This window comes from Nocardioides terrae (assembly GCF_900112345.1).
Lineage (GTDB): Bacteria > Actinomycetota > Actinomycetes > Propionibacteriales > Nocardioidaceae > Nocardioides > Nocardioides terrae.
Genome location: NZ_FOLB01000001.1, coordinates 31,278 through 45,216, shown reverse-complemented (window position 1 = coordinate 45,216; position 13,939 = coordinate 31,278). Strand labels below are relative to the sequence as shown.

17 protein-coding genes are annotated in these 13,939 nt (G+C 72.5%); 12 read left to right on the top strand and 5 right to left on the bottom strand.

What is annotated here, in order from left to right:
• The first annotated feature begins 54 nt into the window (after nt 1–54).
• Both hemW and BM236_RS00260 read left to right on the top strand, forming a co-directional pair.
• On the top strand, nt 55–1,290 hold the full coding sequence (hemW, locus tag BM236_RS00265) for a radical SAM family heme chaperone HemW (protein ID WP_091118915.1): 1,236 nt from the start codon (nt 55–57) through the stop codon (nt 1,288–1,290).
• Between the two features lie 92 nt (nt 1,291–1,382).
• On the top strand, nt 1,383–1,586 hold the full coding sequence (locus tag BM236_RS00260) for a PspC domain-containing protein (protein WP_091118913.1): 204 nt from the start codon (nt 1,383–1,385) through the stop codon (nt 1,584–1,586).
• Here the strand turns inward: BM236_RS00260 and BM236_RS00255 are convergent.
• Entirely contained in the window at nt 1,580–2,443 is an 864-nt protein-coding gene (locus BM236_RS00255; protein ID WP_091118911.1) for a DUF3097 domain-containing protein, read from the bottom strand. The genes BM236_RS00260 and BM236_RS00255 overlap by 7 nt on opposite strands.
• A 46-nt stretch (nt 2,444–2,489) precedes the next feature.
• On the bottom strand, nt 2,490–3,254 hold the full coding sequence (locus BM236_RS00250; RefSeq protein WP_091118909.1) for an MBL fold metallo-hydrolase: 765 nt from the start codon (nt 3,252–3,254) through the stop codon (nt 2,490–2,492).
• Between the two features lie 76 nt (nt 3,255–3,330).
• On the opposite strand from BM236_RS00250, the gene hrcA reads away from it, so the two are divergent.
• Genes hrcA through BM236_RS00235 form a run of 3 tightly spaced genes read left to right on the top strand, consistent with a single transcriptional unit; the run spans nt 3,331 to nt 6,288 of the window.
• Nucleotides 3,331–4,356 (top strand): heat-inducible transcriptional repressor HrcA, encoded by a 1,026-nt coding sequence (hrcA, locus tag BM236_RS00245; RefSeq protein WP_091118908.1) that lies wholly within the window; start codon nt 3,331–3,333, stop codon nt 4,354–4,356.
• Nucleotides 4,357–4,378: 22 nt separating this feature from the next.
• Complete coding sequence (dnaJ, locus tag BM236_RS00240) at nt 4,379–5,542, top strand: molecular chaperone DnaJ (RefSeq protein ID WP_091118906.1); 1,164 nt, start codon at nt 4,379–4,381, stop codon at nt 5,540–5,542.
• Nucleotides 5,543–5,547: 5 nt separating this feature from the next.
• On the top strand, nt 5,548–6,288 hold the full coding sequence (locus BM236_RS00235; protein WP_091118904.1) for a 16S rRNA (uracil(1498)-N(3))-methyltransferase: 741 nt from the start codon (nt 5,548–5,550) through the stop codon (nt 6,286–6,288).
• A 19-nt stretch (nt 6,289–6,307) separates the two neighbouring features.
• Here the strand turns inward: BM236_RS00235 and BM236_RS00230 are convergent, their stop codons facing one another.
• From BM236_RS00230 to BM236_RS00220, 3 genes are read right to left on the bottom strand one after another with little or no spacing between them, the layout of a single operon-like run.
• Complete coding sequence (locus tag BM236_RS00230) at nt 6,308–6,544, bottom strand: hypothetical protein (protein ID WP_091118903.1); 237 nt, start codon at nt 6,542–6,544, stop codon at nt 6,308–6,310.
• 24 nt (nt 6,545–6,568) lie between these two features.
• Nucleotides 6,569–7,615 carry a winged helix DNA-binding domain-containing protein gene (locus BM236_RS00225; RefSeq protein ID WP_091118901.1) on the bottom strand — a complete coding sequence of 349 codons (1,047 nt, stop codon included), beginning with the start codon at nt 7,613–7,615 and terminating at the stop codon, nt 6,569–6,571.
• Nucleotides 7,616–7,655: 40 nt separating this feature from the next.
• Nucleotides 7,656–8,201: a Gmad2 immunoglobulin-like domain-containing protein gene (locus tag BM236_RS00220; protein ID WP_139229980.1), complete on the bottom strand. Its 546-nt coding sequence runs from the start codon at nt 8,199–8,201 to the stop codon at nt 7,656–7,658.
• A 25-nt stretch (nt 8,202–8,226) separates the two neighbouring features.
• Between BM236_RS00220 and BM236_RS00215 the strand changes: the two genes are divergently transcribed.
• The 7 genes from BM236_RS00215 (at nt 8,227) to BM236_RS00185 (ending at nt 13,927) form a co-directional block, all read left to right on the top strand.
• Nucleotides 8,227–8,571 (top strand): HIT domain-containing protein, encoded by a 345-nt coding sequence (locus tag BM236_RS00215; RefSeq protein WP_091118898.1) that lies wholly within the window; start codon nt 8,227–8,229, stop codon nt 8,569–8,571.
• Nucleotides 8,572–8,746: 175 nt separating this feature from the next.
• Entirely contained in the window at nt 8,747–9,679 is a 933-nt protein-coding gene (locus BM236_RS00210; protein WP_245750094.1) for a PhoH family protein, read from the top strand.
• A gap of 2 nt (nt 9,680–9,681) precedes the next feature.
• Nucleotides 9,682–10,182 carry an rRNA maturation RNase YbeY gene (gene ybeY, locus BM236_RS00205; protein ID WP_091118895.1) on the top strand — a complete coding sequence of 167 codons (501 nt, stop codon included), beginning with the start codon at nt 9,682–9,684 and terminating at the stop codon, nt 10,180–10,182.
• A 4-nt stretch (nt 10,183–10,186) separates the two neighbouring features.
• A complete protein-coding gene (locus BM236_RS00200) occupies nt 10,187–11,470 on the top strand; it encodes a hemolysin family protein (RefSeq protein WP_091118894.1) in 1,284 nt (427 codons plus the stop codon).
• A complete protein-coding gene (locus BM236_RS00195; RefSeq protein ID WP_091118892.1) occupies nt 11,463–11,825 on the top strand; it encodes a cytidine deaminase in 363 nt (120 codons plus the stop codon). Before BM236_RS00200 ends, BM236_RS00195 begins: the two co-directional genes overlap by 8 nt.
• Nucleotides 11,826–11,833: 8 nt before the next feature.
• Nucleotides 11,834–12,673, top strand: a complete 840-nt coding sequence (locus BM236_RS00190) for a pentapeptide repeat-containing protein (protein ID WP_245750042.1) — start codon at nt 11,834–11,836, stop codon at nt 12,671–12,673.
• A 39-nt stretch (nt 12,674–12,712) separates the two neighbouring features.
• Nucleotides 12,713–13,927, top strand: coding sequence for a pyridoxal phosphate-dependent aminotransferase (locus BM236_RS00185; RefSeq protein ID WP_091118891.1), 1,215 nt, complete (start codon nt 12,713–12,715; stop codon nt 13,925–13,927).
• Nucleotides 13,928–13,939 lie beyond the last annotated feature (12 nt).

The window sequence follows — 13,939 nt, the reverse complement described above, 5'->3', positions numbered from 1 at the left end:
CCTCGCCGCGACGCCGATTCAGCCGACGGAGTGCTCCGCCGGATACTGGGTCCCATGACCTCCGCGCTGCCCGACGGCGACCCCGTTCCGGCCGACGGCAGCCTCCCCGGGTCGGCGCTCGCCGGCCTCGGCACCCGCCCGTTCGGCCTCTACGTGCACGTCCCGTTCTGCACGGTCCGCTGCGGCTACTGCGACTTCAACACCTACACCGCCCTCGAGCTCGGCCCCAGCGTCGAGCACGGGGGACACCCCGGCGCCAGCCGGCAGACGTACGCCGAGGCGGCGATCGCCGAGGTCCGGCAGGCGCGCCGCGTGCTGGGCGACCGGGACGTCCCCGTGGAGACCGTCTTCTTCGGCGGCGGCACCCCAACCCTGCTCCCGAGCACCGACCTGACCGGGATCGTGCAGGCGATCCGCGACGAGTTCGGGCTGGCCGCCGGCGCCGAGGTGACGACCGAGGCCAACCCCGACAGCGTCACGCCGCAGTCCCTCCAGGAGCTCCGGGAGGGCGGGGTCAACCGGCTCTCCTTCGGCATGCAGAGTGCCGTCCCGCACGTGCTCGACACCCTCGATCGCACCCACGACCCGGCCAACGTCGCGCGGTCGGTCGCGAACGCCCGCGCCGCCGGCTTCGAGCAGGTCAGCCTCGACCTCATCTACGGCACGCCCGGCGAGTCCCTGCAGGACTGGGAGACCAGCGTCGATGCGGCCCTGGCCTGCGAGCCGGACCACGTGTCGGCGTACAGCCTGATCGTTGAGGACGGAACGGCGCTGGCGCGGAGGGTCAAGCGCGGCGAGCTGCCCATGCCCGACGAGGACGACCTGGCCGACAAGTACCTCCTCGCCGACGAGCGGCTCGGGCGCGCCGGCCTGGGCTGGTACGAGGTCTCCAACTGGGCGCGCGACGAGGCGAGCCGATGCCGGCACAACCTGCTCTACTGGACCGGCGCGGACTGGTGGGGCGTCGGACCCGGCGCGCACAGCCACGTCGGCGGCGTGCGCTGGTGGAACGTCAAGCACCCGGTCGCCTACGCCGACCGGATCGCGGCCGGCGTCAGCCCGGCCCACGCCCGCGAGATCCTGGGCGCCGAGGACAGGCACGTCGAGCGGGTGCTGCTCGAGCTCCGCCTCGTCACCGGTCTGACGCTCGACGTGCTGGACGAGGAGGGCCGCGCCGCGGTCCCCGGCCTGGCCGGTCGCGGCCTGCTCACCGTCGAGGGTGAGCGGATCGTGCTCACCCGGCAGGGGCGCCTGCTCGCCGACGGCGTGGTCCGGGACCTGCTGCCCTGACCGCGTCCCTGGCCGACCGACGGCCGGGCCCAGGGGTCCTCCAGGGTCGATCCCGATGGATCCCGGCCGCGAACCGGCCTACCGTCGTGGGCATGAGCGCATCGACCCTCTCCCGCCCCCGCAACGGCCGCATGATCGCCGGCGTCTGCGCCGGGATCGCCTACCGCTTCGGCTGGGACCCGACCCTCGTCCGGGTGATCGCCGTCCTGTCGGTCATCCTGCCCGGACCGCAGGTCCTCGCCTACATCGTGCTGTGGGTCGTGATGCCCAACGAGGACCGCGCGTCCCGCTACTGAGGGTCGACGGGCGCCTCTGCGGTGACCCAGTCGATGAGCTCCTCGACCCGGCCGAGCAGCGCCGGCTCGAGGTCGTCGTAGGTCTTCACCGTCGACAGGATGTGCTGCCAGGCGCGGGCGATGTCGGCCTGGTCGCGGTGCGGCCAGCCGAGGTGCTGGCAGACGCCCTTCTTCCACTCGATGCTGCGGGGGATCGTCGGCCACTCGCGCAGCCCCAGCCGCGCGGGCTTCACCGCCTGCCAGATGTCGATGAACGGGTGCCCCACGATGTGCACCGACGAGCCGTGCGGTCCGCGCCGGATGGCGTCGGCGATCCGGGACTCCTTGGAGCCACGCACCAGGTGGTCGACGAGTACGCCGACCCGGCGCTGCGGCCCCGGCCGGAAGTCGACCAGGTGGTCGGCCAGGTCGTCCACGCCGCCGAGGTACTCGACCACGACGCCCTCGATGCGCAGGTCGTCGCCCCACACCTTCTCGACCAGCTCGGCGTCGTGGCGACCCTCGACGAAGATCCGGGACGCACGGGCGACCCGGGCCGGGGCGTTCGGGACCGCGATCGACCCGGAGGCGGTGCGCTTCGGGCCGGTCGGCGCCGCCGCTCGCACGGGGGCGGTGAGGATGACCGGCCGGCCGTCGAGCAGGAAGCCCGGCCCGAGCGGGAACCCCCGTCGACGGCCGCGCCGGTCCTCGAGGGTGAGCGTGCCGAGGTCGCGGTCGACAGCGACGATCTCGCCGCACCAGTCGGTGGTGACCTCCTCGACCACGGCGCCGACCTCGGCCGCGGTCTCCACGGCGCGGCCGCGCTTGGGCGCGCGCCAGTCGGTGGAGAGGATGTCGGAGCCGTAGCGGTCAGCCATGCCGCCGATTGTCCCAGGAGTCACTGCCGTCACACGGCAGCGACGCTCAGGCCAGCGGGAGTATCGCCCGCCCGGACGGGCCGGACGGGGGCTGCTCCTGCTGGGCGACCAGCAGGGCCAGCTCCGCGTGCTGGTCGAGGACGAAGTCGCGGCCGACCGGCCGCCCGTGACCCGGCACGACGACGGTCGACGCGGTGAGCATCCGGATCACCACCTCCAGCGTCTGGGGCCACTCGGCCAGGAACGAGTCCGGTCCGACGGCCGGCGGCGCCGACTCCTCGACCAGGTCACCGGCCAGCAGGACGTCGGCGTCGGGCACGCGGACCACCAGGTCGCCGCCGGTGTGCCCGCGACCGGGGTGGGCGAGCTCCACGAGCCGGTCGTCCAGGTCGATCACGGCCACGCTCGAGAAGGTCGTGTCCGCGACGACGACGGGGGTGCCGACGATCTCCGGCCCGCGCGGGTCGGCCGGGTCCAAGCCGTAGGTCGCCTTGGCCCGCTCGCCCGCCGCGACCGTTCGGGACGCGGCCACGTCGGTCGCGTGGATCGGCAGGTCGCCGTACGCCGCCCGCAGCTCGGCGTTGCCGAAGGTGTGGTCGAAGTGCTCGTGGGTGTTCACGATGTGGGTGACCGGGCCGACGCCGAGCCGGCGTACGTCGTCCACGACCTGCCGCGCTGCGACGGAGGAGGAGTGGGTGTCGACGATGACGAGGCCGCTCGACCCGCCGATGAGCGTCACGTTGACGTCCCACCAGGCGTAGCGGGCCACCCAGACCCGGTCGGCGATCTCCTCGAACCCGGTGTCGGTCACCCGAGCACTCTAGGGCCCCTTGTAGCATTGGCACTCCGGTCCGGTGAGTGCCAAGACGTCGCGCAGGAGGTGCCGCATGCAGAACGACCGCAGGCTCGCGGTGCTCCGCGCCATCGTGGAGGACTACGTCTCGACCGAGGAGCCGGTCGGCTCCCGGGCGCTGGTCGAGCGGCACGGCCTGGGCGTGAGCCCGGCGACCGTGCGCAACGACATGGCCGTCCTCGAGGAGGAGGGCTACATCGCCCAGCCGCACACCAGTGCCGGCCGGGTGCCGACCGACAAGGGCTACCGGCTGTTCGTCGACCGCCTGACCACGGTCAAGCCGATGAGCCAGGCGGAGAAGCGGGCGATCGCGAGCTTCCTCGACGGGGCCGTCGACCTCGACGACGTCGTCCAGCGCTCGGTGCGGCTGCTCTCCCAGCTCACCCGCCAGGTCGCCGTCGTGCAGTACCCGACGCTGGCCCGCTCCACGGTCCGCCACGTCGAGCTGGTCGCGCTCACGCCGAGCCGGCTCCTCGTCGTGCTGATCCTCTCGACCGGTCGGGTCGAGCAGCGCCTGCTCGAGCTGGCGGCCGAGGTCGACGAGGAGACGCTGGCCGACCTGCGCAGCCGGGTCAACCGGGCCGCCGTCGGCGAGGTGATCGCCGACGCGGCGAGCGGGCTGCGGGCACTGCCCGGGTCCCTCGCCCCGGGTCCGACGGTCGGCGTCGCGGACGCCGTGGTCGAGACCCTGGTCGAGGCGATGTCCGACAACCGCTCCGACGAGCGGATCGCCGTCGCGGGCGCCTCCAACCTGGCCCGCTACGGCGACAGCTTCGACACCTCCGTCCGACCGCTGCTCGAGGCGCTCGAGGAGCACGTCGTGCTGCTCAAGCTCATCGGCGAGGCGACCTCGAGCGGCATGGTGACGGTGCGCATCGGGGCGGAAGGCCCCTACGAGCAGTTCTCCTCGACCAGCGTCGTCACGACCGGCTACGGCCCGGGGGAAGCCGCCCTGGCGACGCTCGGCGTCGTCGGCCCGACCCGAATGGACTACCCCGGCACGATGGCCGCGGTCCGAGCAGTGGCGCGGTACGTCTCGCGCATGCTCGACGAGGCCTGACCCAAGGAAGAAGACGAAAGCGTTGGATCCCTACGAGCTCCTCGGCGTCGACCGCGACGCCGACGACGCCACCATCAAGAAGGCCTACCGGAAGCTGGCCCGGGAGTACCACCCCGACGTCAACCCGGATCCGGTCGCGCAGGAGCGGTTCAAGGAGGTCTCGCACGCCTACGAGATCCTCTCCGACCCGCAGAAGCGGGCGGCGTACGACCGTGGCGGCGACCCGTTCGCGGGTGCGGGCTTCGGTGGCGCGGGGGCCGGCTTCTCCTTCACCGACATCATGGACGCCTTCTTCGGCGGCCAGCCCGGCGCGGGAACGGGCCGCGGTCCGCGCCCGCGGGTACGTCGAGGGCAGGACGCCCTGATCCGGCTCGACGTCGACCTGGCCGAGGCCGCGTTCGGCGTCGCCCGTGAGCTCAAGGTCGACACCGCGGTCACCTGTGAGACGTGCCATGGTGACGGCGCCGCACCTGGCACCAGGCCGGTCACCTGCGAGACCTGCGGCGGCGCGGGCGAGGTCGCCCACGTGCAGCGCTCGTTCCTCGGCGAGATCCGCACCCTGCGTCCCTGCGCGGCCTGCCGAGGCTTCGGCCAGACGATCCCGGACCCCTGCCGCGAGTGCAGCGGCGACGGTCGCGTGCGCACCCGCCGCACCCTGACGGTGAAGATCCCGGCCGGTGTCGACGACGGCACCCGCGTGCAGCTCGCCGGCCAGGGCGAGGCCGGTCCCGGCGGCGGCCCGGCCGGTGACCTCTACGTCGAGATCCAGGTCGCCCGCCACCCGTTCTTCACCCGGCAGGGCAACGACCTGCACTGCAGCGTCAACGTCCCGATGACGGCCGCCGCGCTCGGCACCGTGATGACCCTGCCGACCCTCGAGGCCGACCTCGCCTCCGAGACGTCCTCGCCCGACCTGGTCACCTCCTTCGAGCTCGAGGTCCGCCCGGGCACCCAGTCCGGCACCGACCAGGTCATCCGCGCCTTCGGCGTGCCCGGGCTGCGCGGCGGGCGCGGCGACCTCATCGTCACGGTGCTGGTCGACACCCCGACCGGCCTCGACGCCGCCCAGGAGGAGCTGCTCCACCAGCTCGCGACGCTGCGCGGCGAGGAGCACCCCACCGGCCAGCTGCGGGCCTCGTCCAAGGGTGTCTTCGGCCGCCTGCGCGACGCGTTCAACGGGCACTAGGCCCGATGTCGCTCCCGGTCCACCTCGTCGCGTCGCTGGCCGACGCCTCCGTCGGCGCGACGGTGACCGTCGACGGTGACGAGGCCCACCACGCGGTCGCCGTACGCCGGTTGCGGGTGGGGGAGTCGGTCGTGCTCACCGACGGGGCCGGCGCCTCGGTCGTCGGCGAGGTGGCGTCCACGGGGAAGCGCGTGTTCACCGTGACGGTCACCGAGGTGTCGTCGGCTCCTGCGCCCGCCCCCGCGTTCACCGTCGTCCAGGCGCTGCCGAAGGGGGACCGCGGCGAGCTGGCCGTCGAGGTGCTGACCGAGATCGGTGTCTCCACCGTGGTCCCGTGGGCCGCGTCCCGCTCCGTCGCCGTCTGGAAGGGTGAGCGGGCCGAGAAGTCGCTGGCCCGCTGGCGTGCGACGGCCCGCGAGGCGGCCAAGCAGGCCCGCCGCGCGTTCTTCCCGACCGTCTCGCCGCTCGCCTGCACCGCCGACGTGGCCGCGCTCGTCGCGGCCGCCGACGTCGCGGTCGTCCTGCACGAGGAGTCGGGCTCACCGCTGTCGTCGGTCGACCTGCCCGGGTCGGGCGAGGTGCTGGTCGTGGTCGGCCCGGAGGGCGGGCTCGCCCCCGAGGAGCTGGCGACCTTCGAGGAGGCCGGCGCCGTGACCGTGCGGCTCGGCGCGGAGGTGCTCCGGACGTCGACCGCGGGTCTGGCCGCCGTCTCGGCGCTCCTGTCACGGACGTCGCGCTGGTCCTGACGCCTCCGCTCGGGCCGGCTCAGGGATGCGAGCGGCGGGCGACGGTGACCGCAGCCCCCGCGGCGAGGCCGAGGAGCGCGCCGAGGATCGCCGACGGGACGCCGATCTCGAGGACGGCGAACCACGCGGTCGGCGGGTAGGCGAGCAGGCCGAGGACCAGGCCGACGCACCCTCCGACCACGCCCAGGAGCGTCGCGCCGACCGCCACGAGGCGAGGTACGACCGGCAGCTCGCGGATGTCCTGCGCCAGGGCCATGGCGCCAGTGTGACCCATGCCGGCTCAGCGGGCCAGCAGCGTCTCCACGCGCCCGACCTCCTCGTCGAGGCCCGTCCGCTCGGCCGGGGTCAGCGTGCGGAGCAGCGTGGTGACGTCGACCCGCCCGTCCTGGACGCGCCAGATGCCCTCGAGCGCCCCGTCGACGATGATCACATTGCCCGTCCCGCCGTTGGCCCCCATCCACGCCTTGCGCTGCTCCGGCGTCGTGACCCGGTCGCGGGCGGCGTGGGACAGCCAGAGGTTGTCGTAGGTGCCGAGCAGACGGACGGGCGCGGGCGCGTCCTCGTCGGCGATCTCGCCCTCGGCGACGTCGAACAGCACCCGGCCGGACCCATCCTCGTGCCGGACCAGGTCGTCCATCGCGGTCAGCACCGGGCCGAGCCGCGTGACGCCCGACCACGCCGTGACGTCGGCGGCGGTCGCCGGGCCGAAGGCGGCCAGGTAGCGGCGCACGATCGCCGGCACGTCCGGCTCGGCGAGAGGAAGGCCGGTCCACCGGTCGACGTAGTCGTAGACCACCCCGCCGGACGCCTTCCAGCAGCCGCGCGGTGGCAGCTGGGCCAGCGGCGCCGCGAGCCGGGCGACGCCGCCGAGCGGTGTGGGGTCCGCACCCGGGAAGGCAGCGGCCAGCGCCGGACCGAGGTCGCGCTGGGGGAGCGGACCGTCGGAGAGCGCGTCGCGCAGCGCCTCGCCGAACCGGTCTCGGTCGATGCCCTGCACCGAGCGCAGGTTCTGCGCCGACCGCAGCTCCTGCTCCATCCGTGGCTGCACCCACGGGCGCAGCACGACCGCGTCCTCGGGCGTGAGGAGGTGGACGGTTCCGCGCATCGTGAGCAGCCGCACCAGGCTCCGGTCCTCGAGCCCCCGCGAGACCGCGTGCGGGTCGAAGCCGTCGAGGCGGGCGGCGAGGGAGAGGTACGGCGACCACGGCTCCTGCGCCTGCAGGCCGACGAGCCGCCGGACGAGCTCCGCGGGCGACCCGGTCCCGCGCGAGAGCAGCTGCTGGCGGTGCAGCAGCGTCCGGTTGAGCCGGCGAGCGGACAGCCTCACCGGCGGATCATCGCAGGATCACCGGAGGATCACTGCAGGATCACTGCACGGTGATCGAGCGGGTCACCTTCTGCGGCGGCTTGCCCTCGCCGCCGGACGGGTCGTCGACGCGGACCTCGAAGGTGTAGGAGCCCGGCGCCAGCGTCGACACGTCCACCGAGCCGGCGTACGGGTAGAGCTTGTCCATCCAGCCCTCGGCCGTGAAGTGCCCGTGGAGGACCTTCTGGCCGCTGCCGTCGAGGATCGTCCACGGCACGTTGGCCTCCGGGGAGTTCGCGGTGCCGCTGGCGTCGAACGAGCCGGACACCGTCGCGCCGTCGGCCGGCGTGTCGAGGGTGATCAGCGCGTCAGGATCGGGAGCCGGGGTGTCGGCCGGTGCGCTGGTCTGGGTCGGCGCGGGGTCGGTCGGTTCGACCGGCGCGGAGGTGGTCGGCACAGCGGTGGTCGTCTCGGCGGCCGGGTCCTCGGCGACCGGGGTCTCGTCGCTCCCGCACCCGGCGAGGACGAGCGTGGCCACGGCGGCCGCGGCGAGGGCCGAGGTACGGCGGAGCAGGGTGCTGTTTCCGAGCACGGGGCTGTGTCGCATGGGACCAGTGTGACATCATCGGCGCGTGGCAACGGACGCGAACTGCCTGTTTTGCAAGATCGTCACCGGTGAGATCCCCGGCGACGTCGTCCGCTCCGACGACCGTCTGGTGGCCTTCCGCGACATCGCGCCCAAGGCGCCGCTGCACGTCCTGATCGCGCCGCGCGACCACCAACCGAACGCGGCCGCCTCCGCCGCCGCCGACCCGACCATCGTCGGCGAGCTGGTCGCCGCTGCGGCCGGCATCGCCCAGCAGGAGGGCTACGAGGCCTACAACCTGCTCTTCAACACCGGTGCCGAGGCCGGCCAGACGATCTTCCACACCCACCTGCACCTGCTGGCGGGCGGGATCACGGCGCTCCCGGTCTGAGCCCGAGCCGAGCCGGAGCCGAGCCGGAACAAAGCCGATGGGCGACCGTGTTCCACACGCGTAGCATGGAGGCCCCGGCGGGGCCCCCGCCGTCGACCAGAAAGCTCACGTGACTGAGACTCCCCAGCAGCAGCTGACCACCAAGCACACCGTCGTGGTGCCCAACAGCGTGGACATGGTGAGTGTCCTCGGGCCGGGCGACGAGCACCTGGGGGTGATCGAGTCCCACTTCGACGCCGACGTGCACGTCCGGGGCAACCGGATCACCCTGCACGGCGAGCCCGGCGAGATCGCCCTCATCGAGCGCACGCTCGAGGAGATGGTGACGCTCATCCGCACCGGCCAGGGGCTCTCCTCGGAGGCCGTGGAGCGGATCATCGGCATGCTCCGGGCCGAGACGACCGAGAAGCCCGCCGACGTGCTCAGCCTCAACATCTTGAGCAACCGCGGCCGGAGCATCCGCCCCAAGACCCTGAACCAGAAGCGCTACGTCGACGCGATCGACAAGCACACCGTCACGTTCGGCATCGGCCCGGCGGGCACGGGCAAGACCTACCTCGCCGTCGCCAAGGCGGTCCAGGCGCTGCAGTCCAAGCAGGTCAACCGGATCATCCTGACCCGCCCGGCGGTCGAGTCCGGGGAGCGGCTCGGCTTCCTCCCCGGCACCCTGACGGAGAAGATCGACCCCTACATGCGGCCGCTCTACGACGCGCTGCACGACATGCTCGACCCGGATCTGATCCCGAAGCTGATGGCGTCGGGCACGATCGAGATCGCGCCGCTGGCCTACATGCGGGGCCGGACCCTCAACGACTCCTTCATCATCCTCGACGAGGCGCAGAACACCACGCCGGAGCAGATGAAGATGTTCCTCACCCGGCTCGGCTTCGGCTCCCGGATCGTCGTCACCGGAGACGTCACCCAGATCGACCTGCCGGGCGGCACCCGCTCCGGCCTGCGGGTCGTGGAGGGCATCCTCGACGAGGTCGAGGACATCAGCTTCAACCGGCTGACGAGCCACGACGTCGTACGCCACCGCCTGGTCGGGAAGATCGTGGCCGCCTACGACGACTACGACGCCCAGCAGCCGGGCCCGGAGAGGCGCTGACCGTGAGCATCGAAATCCTCAACGAGTCCGACGCGGACGTCGGCGCCGACGTGGAGGTGCACCTCGCGGAGCTGGCCCGCTTCGTGATGGACCGGCTGCGTGTGCACCCGCAGGCCGAGCTGTGCATCAAGCTCGTCGACGACGCGACCATCGCCGAGCTCAACGAGCAGTGGATGGGCAAGGACGGCCCGACCGACGTGCTCGCCTTCCCGATGGACGAGCTGCGACCCGGCCTGCTCGACGAGGAGCCGGAGGAGGGCGTCCTCGGCGACCTGATGATCGCTCCCGCCATCGCCGCCAAGCAGGGCGCCGCAGCCGGCCACGGCGCGCTCGCGGAGGTCGAGCTGCTCACCACCCACGGCATCCTGCACCTGCTCGGCTACGACCACGCCGAGGCCGACGAGCACCGGGAGATGTTCGAGCTGCAGGCCGAGCTGCTGGCCGCCTTCGGCTCGCAGGCGAAGCCGCCGACCCCGGGTGTCGTCGGCGAGGCGACCCACTGACCCGATGAGCGAACTGTGGCTGCTGGTCACGGCGGCCGTGCTCGTCGTGCTGGCCGGGCTCTTCTCGGCCGCCGACGCGGCCCTCGGGTCGTTCTCGCCCGCGCGCGCCGAGGAGCTTGACGAGGAGCGCCGGCCGGGGTCGAAGCGTCTGGTGACCCTCCTCGAGGACTCGCCCCGCTACCTCAACACGGTGCTGCTGCTGCGGCTGCTCTGCGAGATCGCGGCCACCGTCCTCGTCGCCCTGGAGCTGTCCAAGCTCTACGACCGGTCGTGGTGGCCCACCGTGCTGACCGCGCTCGGCGTGATGCTGGTGGTCTCCTTCGTCGCGATCGGCGTCGCGCCGCGGACGCTCGGCCGGCAGCACAACGAGCGGGTCGCCCTGCTCGCCGCCGGCCCGGTCACGGCCATCACGACGGTCCTCGGGCCGCTGCCGCGGCTGCTCATCCTGGCCGGCAACGCGCTCACGCCCGGCAGGGGCTTCCGCGAGGGACCGTTCAACACCGAGACCGAGCTGCGCGAGATGGTGGACCTGGCCGAGGCGTCCTCGCTGATCGAGGGCGACGAGCGCCGGATGATCCACTCGGTCTTCGAGCTCGGCGACACCACCGCGCGGGCGGTGATGGTGCCCCGCGGCGACATGATCTACATCGAGCGCCACAAGAACCTCCGGCAGACCATGTCGCTCTTCCTCCGCAGCGGCTTCTCGCGGATCCCGGTCGTCGACGACAATCTCGACGACGTGGTCGGCGTGGCCTACCTCAAGGACGTCGTCCGGCGTGACTTCGAGGCGCCCGACGTGGAGTTCACCCAGCGCGTCGACGAGATGATGCGGCCGCCGTACTGGGTGCCCGAGTCCAAGCCCGTCGACGAGCTGCTCAAGGAGATGCAGGCCCGGCGCCAGCACATCGCCATCGTCGTCGACGAGTACGGCGGCACGGCCGGTCTCATCACCATCGAGGACATCCTCGAGGAGATCGTCGGCGAGATCACCGACGAGTACGACACCGAGGACGTCTCGCCCCAGGTGTTCGACGACGGCTCCGTCCGCGTGCCGGCCCGCTTCCAGGTCGACGACCTCGACGAGCTGGTCGGCATCGACGTCGAGGAGGAGGACGTCGACTCCGTGCGCGGCCTGATGGCCAAGCACCTCGGCCTGGTGCCGATCCCCGGATCGGTCGTCGAGGCCCACGGCCTGCGGTTCACCGCCGAGGAGACCGCCGGCCGCCGCAACCGGATCGGCACCGTGCTGATCGAGCGACTCGAGAAGGAGCCACTCCGAGATGACTGAGACCGAGCCGTCCGGGACGCCCGAGCTGCCGACCGAGGACAAGAAGCTGGTGACCCTGGCCCGCGCCACCCGGGCGCGGACCGGTGCCGCGCAGGGCGCGGCCGTCCGCGACCAGGACGGCCGCACCTATGCGGCGGCCACCGTGTCGCTGCCCTCCCTCGAGGTCTCCGCCGTCGGCGTCTGCGTCGCGATGGCGGTCGCGTCCGGCTCGACCGGGCTCCAGGCGGTCGTCGTGCTCGGCGACGGTGGGGTCGCTGACGCCGACCTCGCCATCGTCCGTGACTTCTCCGGCGCGGGCGTGACCGTCCACGGGGGGGACGCCCGAGGGACCATCTCCACGACGACGGCCAGCTGAGCGGGTCCGTGACGGTGGGTCAGCGGACGCGGATCGAGCTCGGCACCCGGGAGGACCTCGGCGCCGACTGCTCGAGCTGCTTCGGGCTGTGCTGCGTCGCGCTCGCGTTCGCCCGCTCGGCCGACTTCCCGATCGACAAGGCGGCCGGCGAGCCCTGTGTCCACCTCGACAAGGCCGATGCGTGCCGGGTGCACGCCGAGCTGCGGCCGCTCGGCTTCAAGGGCTGCACCGTCTTCGACTGCTTCGGCGCCGGCCAGAAGGTGTCGCGGCTGGCGGACGGCCGGTCCTGGCGCGAGGACGCCGCCGTCCGGACGCAGATGTTCCAGGCGTTCCCGGTGGTGCGTCGGCTGCACGAGCTGCTCTGGTACCTCGACCAGGCGATCACGCTCACCGGCGACAGCGCTGATGCAGCCGAGGCACTGGTGGAGCGCTTCGAGCAGGTCCGCGCGCTCAGCGACCTCGGCCCGGACCGGCTCGCCGCGCTCGACGTCGACGCGGAGTACGACCGGGCCCGGCCGTTGCTGCTCGCCGCTAGCGAGCACGCCCGCCGCGGCCACGAGCCGGCTGATCCCGGCCGGCTACGCCCGGGCAGCGACCTCAGCGGCGTTGCGCTCGCGGGTGCCGACCTCTCCGGGCTCACGCTGCGCGGCGCGGTCCTGATCGGCGCCGACCTGTCCGGCGCCCGGTTGTGGCGGTGCGACGTGCTGGGCGTGGACCTGCGCGACGCCGACCTCGCCGGGGCCGACCTCGGCCGGGCGATCTACCTGACGCAGATGCAGGTCAGCAGCGCCCGCGGCGACTGGGCGACCGTGCTGCCGCCCGGCTTCGAGCGTCCATCCCACTGGTAGGTCCACCCGAGCGGTCCGCGGGTGCGGGAGGATGGGCCCGTGCGCCACATCGTCCAGAGCAAGAAGCTGCGAAACGTCCGCTACGACGTCCGGGGTCCGATCCTCGAGGAGGCCCAGCGCCTGGAGGCGCAGGGCCACAAGATCCTCAAGCTCAACATCGGCAACCCCGCACCCTTCGGCTTCGAGGCTCCCGAGGCGATCGTCGCCGACATGGTCCACCACCTGCCGATGGCCCAGGGCTACTCCGACTCGCGCGGCATCTACTCCGCCCGCACGGCGGTCGCGCAGTACTACCAGTCGCGCGGCCTGCTCCAGACCGAGGTCGACGACGTCTTCATCGGCAACGGCGTCTCCGAGCTCATCACGATGGTCCTCCAGGCGTTCCTCGACGACGGCAACGAGGTGCTCGTGCCGGCGCCCGACTACCCGCTGTGGACGGGCCAGGTCACGCTGTCCGGCGGGACGCCGGTGCACTACCGCTGCGACGAGGCGAACGGGTGGAACCCCGACCTCGCCGACATCGAGTCGAAGATCACGGAGAACACTCACGCGATCGTCATCATCAACCCCAACAACCCCACCGGCGCCGTCTACAGCGAGGACATCGTCAAGGGGCTGGTCGACATCGCCAGGCGCCACGACCTCGTCGTCTTCGCCGACGAGATCTACGAGAAGATCCTCTTCGACGGCGCGGCACACCACCACGCCGCGGCGTACGCCGGCGACGACGTGCTGTGCCTGACCTTCAGCGGCCTCTCGAAGGCCTACCGGGTGTGCGGCTACCGGGCCGGCTGGGTGATGATCTCGGGCCCGAAGGAGCTCGCGACCGACTTCCTCGAGGGCCTGACCCTCATCGCGAACATGCGCATGTGCGCCAACGTCCCCGCCCAGCACGCCATCCAGACCGCCCTGGGCGGCTACCAGTCGATCGAGGAGCTCATCGTCCCCGGCGGCCGCTTCTACGAGCAGAGCATGCTGGCCGACCGGATGCTCAACGAGATCCCCGGCGTCTCCTCGGTCCGCCCGAGCGGTGCGCTCTACTGCTTCCCGCGCCTGGACCCCGAGGTCTACGCGATCGAGGACGACGAGGAGTTCGTCCTCGGCCTGCTGCGGGCGAAGAAGATCCTGGTCACCCACGGCACCGGCTTCAACTGGTTCGCGCCCGACCACTTCCGGCTGGTCACCCTCCCCGAGGTGGACGTGCTCGAAGAGGCGATCGGCCGGATCGCCAGCCACCTCGCGACCCTGCGCTGAGCCGACCGGCGC

What these genes read in the sequence shown, in the direction of transcription:
- hemW (WP_091118915.1), top strand. Translation starts at nt 55, where the DNA reads ATGACCTCCGCGCTGCCCGACGGCGACCCCGTTCCGGCCGACGGCAGC.
- BM236_RS00260 (WP_091118913.1), top strand. Translation starts at nt 1,383, where the DNA reads ATGAGCGCATCGACCCTCTCCCGCCCCCGCAACGGCCGCATGATCGCC.
- BM236_RS00255 (WP_091118911.1), bottom strand. Translation starts at nt 2,443, where the DNA reads ATGGCTGACCGCTACGGCTCCGACATCCTCTCCACCGACTGGCGCGCG.
- hrcA (WP_091118908.1), top strand. Translation starts at nt 3,331, where the DNA reads ATGCAGAACGACCGCAGGCTCGCGGTGCTCCGCGCCATCGTGGAGGAC.
- BM236_RS00235 (WP_091118904.1), top strand. Translation starts at nt 5,548, where the DNA reads ATGTCGCTCCCGGTCCACCTCGTCGCGTCGCTGGCCGACGCCTCCGTC.
- BM236_RS00230 (WP_091118903.1), bottom strand. Translation starts at nt 6,544, where the DNA reads ATGGCCCTGGCGCAGGACATCCGCGAGCTGCCGGTCGTACCTCGCCTC.
- BM236_RS00220 (WP_139229980.1), bottom strand. Translation starts at nt 8,201, where the DNA reads ATGCGACACAGCCCCGTGCTCGGAAACAGCACCCTGCTCCGCCGTACC.
- BM236_RS00210 (WP_245750094.1), top strand. Translation starts at nt 8,747, where the DNA reads ATGGTGAGTGTCCTCGGGCCGGGCGACGAGCACCTGGGGGTGATCGAG.
- BM236_RS00200 (WP_091118894.1), top strand. Translation starts at nt 10,187, where the DNA reads ATGAGCGAACTGTGGCTGCTGGTCACGGCGGCCGTGCTCGTCGTGCTG.
- BM236_RS00195 (WP_091118892.1), top strand. Translation starts at nt 11,463, where the DNA reads ATGACTGAGACCGAGCCGTCCGGGACGCCCGAGCTGCCGACCGAGGAC.